This is a genomic window from Streptococcus sp. 27098_8_75 (assembly GCF_041432475.1).
In the GTDB taxonomy this organism is placed as follows: Bacteria; Bacillota; Bacilli; order Lactobacillales; family Streptococcaceae; genus Streptococcus; species Streptococcus gordonii.
Window position 1 is genome coordinate 1 of record NZ_JAPVZR010000010.1, and the last position, 5,039, is coordinate 5,039.

Consider the following 5,039-nt stretch of genomic DNA (forward strand, 5'->3'; position numbering starts at 1 on the left):
GCGAGTAGATGATATACTAAGATAGTTGTCTCCGAGGGAGGCAAAGACCTTTGAAAACTGAACAAGACGAACCAAGTGCAGGGTGACATAGAGATATGTGACCTGTCAAAGAACGAAAAATAAATCTGTCAGTGGACAGAAATGAGTAAGACTCAAACGCTTAAATGAGAGTTTGATCCTGGCTCAGGACGAACGCTGGCGGCGTGCCTAATACATGCAAGTAGAACGCACAGTTTATACCGTAGCTTGCTACACCATAGACTGTGAGTTGCGAACGGGTGAGTAACGCGTAGGTAACCTGCCTGGTAGCGGGGGATAACTATTGGAAACGATAGCTAATACCGCATAATATTAATTATTGCATGATAATTGATTGAAAGGTGCAATTGCACCACTACCAGATGGACCTGCGTTGTATTAGCTAGTAGGTGAGGTAACGGCTCACCTAGGCGACGATACATAGCCGACCTGAGAGGGTGATCGGCCACACTGGGACTGAGACACGGCCCAGACTCCTACGGGAGGCAGCAGTAGGGAATCTTCGGCAATGGACGAAAGTCTGACCGAGCAACGCCGCGTGAGTGAAGAAGGTTTTCGGATCGTAAAGCTCTGTTGTAAGAGAAGAACGGGTGTGAGAGTGGAAAGTTCACACTGTGACGGTATCTTACCAGAAAGGGACGGCTAACTACGTGCCAGCAGCCGCGGTAATACGTAGGTCCCGAGCGTTGTCCGGATTTATTGGGCGTAAAGCGAGCGCAGGCGGTTAGATAAGTCTGAAGTTAAAGGCTGTGGCTTAACCATAGTACGCTTTGGAAACTGTTTAACTTGAGTGCAGAAGGGGAGAGTGGAATTCCATGTGTAGCGGTGAAATGCGTAGATATATGGAGGAACACCGGTGGCGAAAGCGGCTCTCTGGTCTGTAACTGACGCTGAGGCTCGAAAGCGTGGGGAGCGAACAGGATTAGATACCCTGGTAGTCCACGCCGTAAACGATGAGTGCTAGGTGTTAGGCCCTTTCCGGGGCTTAGTGCCGCAGCTAACGCATTAAGCACTCCGCCTGGGGAGTACGACCGCAAGGTTGAAACTCAAAGGAATTGACGGGGGCCCGCACAAGCGGTGGAGCATGTGGTTTAATTCGAAGCAACGCGAAGAACCTTACCAGGTCTTGACATCCCGATGCCCGCTCTAGAGATAGAGTTTTACTTCGGTACATCGGTGACAGGTGGTGCATGGTTGTCGTCAGCTCGTGTCGTGAGATGTTGGGTTAAGTCCCGCAACGAGCGCAACCCTTATTGTTAGTTGCCATCATTCAGTTGGGCACTCTAGCGAGACTGCCGGTAATAAACCGGAGGAAGGTGGGGATGACGTCAAATCATCATGCCCCTTATGACCTGGGCTACACACGTGCTACAATGGCTGGTACAACGAGTCGCAAGTCGGTGACGGCAAGCTAATCTCTTAAAGCCAGTCTCAGTTCGGATTGTAGGCTGCAACTCGCCTACATGAAGTCGGAATCGCTAGTAATCGCGGATCAGCACGCCGCGGTGAATACGTTCCCGGGCCTTGTACACACCGCCCGTCACACCACGAGAGTTTGTAACACCCGAAGTCGGTGAGGTAACCTTTTAGGAGCCAGCCGCCTAAGGTGGGATAGATGATTGGGGTGAAGTCGTAACAAGGTAGCCGTATCGGAAGGTGCGGCTGGATCACCTCCTTTCTAAGGAAAAACGGAATGCACGATGGAGTCTTGTTTAGTTTTGAGAGGTCTTGTGGGGCCTTAGCTCAGCTGGGAGAGCGCCTGCTTTGCACGCAGGAGGTCAGCGGTTCGATCCCGCTAGGCTCCATTGGAACGGAAGTTCCAAACTAGTCCATTGAAAATTGAATAACTATATCAAATAGTAACAAGAAATAAACCGAAACGCTGTGAATATTAATGAGTTTAAGACTGAAAGGTCAAAAATAAGGTTAAGTTAGTAAGGGCGCACGGTGGATGCCTTGGCACTAGGAGCCGAAGAAGGACGTGACAAACGACGAAATGCCTCGGGGAGCTGTAAGTAAGCGACGATCCGTGGATGTCCGAATGGGGGAACCCAACAGGTAGATGCCTGTTACCCATATCTGTTAAGGATATGAGGAGGAAGACGCAGTGAACTGAAACATCTAAGTAGCTGCAGGAAGAGAAAGCAAAAGCGATTGCCTTAGTAGCGGCGAGCGAAGAGGCAGGAGGGCAAACCGAAGAGTTTACTCTTCGGGGTTGTAGGACTGCAATGTGGACTCAGAATTTATAGAAGAATGACTTGGGAAAGTCAGCCAAAGAGAGTAAGAGCCTCGTATTTTAAATAGATTCTGTACCTAGCAGTATCCTGAGTACGGCGGGACACGAGAAATCCAGTCGGAATCTGGGAGGACCATCTCCCAACCCTAAATACTCCCTAGTGACCGATAGTGAACCAGTACCGTGAGGGAAAGGTGAAAAGCACCCCGGGAGGGGAGTGAAATAGAACCTGAAACCGTGTGCCTACAACAAGTTCGAGCCCGTTAATGGGTGAGAGCGTGCCTTTTGTAGAATGAACCGGCGAGTTACGTTATGATGCGAGGTTAAGTTGAAGAGACGGAGCCGTAGGGAAACCGAGTCTGAATAGGGCGCATTAGTATCATGACGTAGACCCGAAACCATGTGACCTACCCATGAGCAGGTTGAAGGTGCGGTAAAACGCACTGGAGGACCGAACCAGGGCACGTTGAAAAGTGCTTGGATGACTTGTGGGTAGCGGAGAAATTCCAAACGAACTTGGAGATAGCTGGTTCTCTCCGAAATAGCTTTAGGGCTAGCGTCGACATAAAGATTCTTGGAGGTAGAGCACTGTTTGGGTGAGGGGTCCATCCCGGATTACCAATCTCAGATAAACTCCGAATGCCAATGAATTATGGTCGGCAGTCAGACTGCGAGTGCTAAGATCCGTAGTCGAAAGGGAAACAGCCCAGACCACCAGCTAAGGTCCCAAAATAATTGTTAAGTGGAAAAGGATGTGGGGTTGCACAGACAACTAGGATGTTAGCTTAGAAGCAGCTATTCATTCAAAGAGTGCGTAATAGCTCACTAGTCGAGTGACCCTGCGCCGAAAATGTACCGGGGCTAAAACAATTTACCGAAGCTGTGGATCCCTTAGGGGATGGTAGGAGAGCGTTCTATGTGTGGAGAAGGTGTACCGTGAGGAGCGCTGGAACGCATAGAAGTGAGAATGCCGGTATGAGTAGCGAAAGACAGGTGAGAATCCTGTCCACCGTAAGACTAAGGTTTCCAGGGGAAGGCTCGTCCGCCCTGGGTTAGTCGGGACCTAAGGAGAGACCGAAGGGTGTATCCGATGGCCAACAGGTTGATATTCCTGTACTAGAGTATGAAGTGATGGAGGGACGCAGTAGGCTAACTAAAGCAGACGACTGGAAGAGTCTGTCTAAGCAGTGAGGCGTGGTATGAGTCAAATGCTTATACCTGTAACGTTGAGCTGTGATGGGGAGCGAAGTTTAGTAGCGAAGTTAGTGATGTCACACTGCCAAGAAAAGCTTCTAGCGATGTATCATACTCTACCCGTACCGCAAACCGACACAGGTAGTCGAGGCGAGTAGCCTCAGGTGAGCGAGAGAACTCTCGTTAAGGAACTCGGCAAAATGACCCCGTAACTTCGGGAGAAGGGGTGCTGATTTAGGTCAGCCGCAGTGAATAGGCCCAAGCAACTGTTTATCAAAAACACAGCTCTCTGCTAAATCGTAAGATGATGTATAGGGGGTGACGCCTGCCCGGTGCTGGAAGGTTAAGAGGAGTGCTTAGCGGAAACGCGAAGGTATGAATTGAAGCCCCAGTAAACGGCGGCCGTAACTATAACGGTCCTAAGGTAGCGAAATTCCTTGTCGGGTAAGTTCCGACCCGCACGAAAGGCGTAATGATTTGGGCACTGTCTCAACGAGAGACTCGGTGAAATTTTAGTACCTGTGAAGATGCAGGTTACCCGCGACAGGACGGAAAGACCCCATGGAGCTTTACTGCAGTTTGATATTGAGTGTCTGTGCCACATGTACAGGATAGGTAGGAGCCTACGAGATCGGGACGCCAGTTTCGATGGAGGCGCTGTTGGGATACTACCCTTGTGTTATGGCCACTCTAACCCGGATAGGTGATCCCTATCGGAGACAGTGTCTGACGGGCAGTTTGACTGGGGCGGTCGCCTCCTAAAAGGTAACGGAGGCGCCCAAAGGTTCCCTCAGACTGGTTGGAAATCAGTCGCAGAGTGTAAAGGTATAAGGGAGCTTGACTGCGAGAGCTACAACTCGAGCAGGGACGAAAGTCGGGCTTAGTGATCCGGTGGTTCCGCATGGAAGGGCCATCGCTCAACGGATAAAAGCTACCCTGGGGATAACAGGCTTATCTCCCCCAAGAGTTCACATCGACGGGGAGGTTTGGCACCTCGATGTCGGCTCGTCGCATCCTGGGGCTGTAGTCGGTCCCAAGGGTTGGGCTGTTCGCCCATTAAAGCGGCACGCGAGCTGGGTTCAGAACGTCGTGAGACAGTTCGGTCCCTATCCGTCGCGGGCGTAGGAAATTTGAGAGGATCTGCTCCTAGTACGAGAGGACCAGAGTGGACTTACCGCTGGTGTACCAGTTGTCTTGCCAAAGGCATCGCTGGGTAGCTATGTAGGGAAGGGATAAACGCTGAAAGCATCTAAGTGTGAAACCCACCTCAAGATGAGATTTCCCATAACGCAAGTTAGTAAGAGCCCTGAGAGAAGATCAGGTTGATAGGTTAGGAGTGGAAGTGTGGTGACACATGGAGCGGACTAATACTAATAGCTCGAGGACTTATCCAATTTTCATTGAGCGCAGCGTTCAAAAAGTATTGTTAGAGATGATTAGTTATTCAATTTTGAGTAGATTAGATACTCAATAGTTAAGTGACGATAGCCTAGGAGATACACCTGTACCCATGCCGAACACAGCAGTTAAGCCCTAGAACGCCGGAAGTAGTTGGGGGTTGCCCCCTGTG

The 5,039-nt window shown here is 50.4% G+C and carries 1 tRNA gene and 3 rRNA genes; all 4 read left to right on the plus strand.

What is annotated here, in order from left to right:
- Window positions 1-160: 160 nt before the first annotated feature.
- Window positions 161-1,717 (plus strand): 16S ribosomal RNA (locus O3640_RS10810).
- A gap of 54 nt (window positions 1,718-1,771) precedes the next feature.
- A tRNA-Ala gene (locus tag O3640_RS10815) sits at window positions 1,772-1,844 on the plus strand.
- A 119-nt stretch (window positions 1,845-1,963) separates the two neighbouring features.
- A 23S ribosomal RNA gene (locus O3640_RS10820) occupies window positions 1,964-4,863 on the plus strand.
- Between the two features lie 80 nt (window positions 4,864-4,943).
- Window positions 4,944-5,039: ribosomal RNA gene (rrf, locus tag O3640_RS10825) — 5S ribosomal RNA — on the plus strand; the annotation flags it as partial.